Origin of the sequence: Extibacter sp. GGCC_0201 (assembly GCF_017566055.1) — a bacterium.
In the GTDB taxonomy this organism is placed as follows: Bacteria; Bacillota; Clostridia; order Lachnospirales; family Lachnospiraceae; genus Extibacter.
Genome location: NZ_JABFCH010000184.1, coordinates 1 through 221, shown reverse-complemented (window position 1 = coordinate 221; position 221 = coordinate 1). Strand labels below are relative to the sequence as shown.

Sequence of the window (221 nt, the reverse complement as noted above, 5' to 3'; positions counted from 1 at the left end):
TGTGCAGAAGCTTAACCGATAAAACCGCCAGAATGACTTCCGTACACAGAGTGGCATAGGACATTCCGTACAGCGGTACAAAATAATTCAGCAGCACGAGTGCGGGGATTTCCAGCACGATCTTTCTCAGGAATGCGAGATAGAAAGATTTTTTACCGTCTCCTATAGCCTGAAAACACTGACGCACATATAATCGACACACATAAAAGGCAGTGCAAGAA

Annotated in this window: 1 pseudogene; it reads right to left on the bottom strand. The window is 44.8% G+C overall.

What is annotated here, in order from left to right:
• A pseudogene (locus HJV72_RS19190) lies at positions 1-187 on the bottom strand (MATE family efflux transporter); the annotation flags it as partial.
• Positions 188-221: the final 34 nt, after the last annotated feature.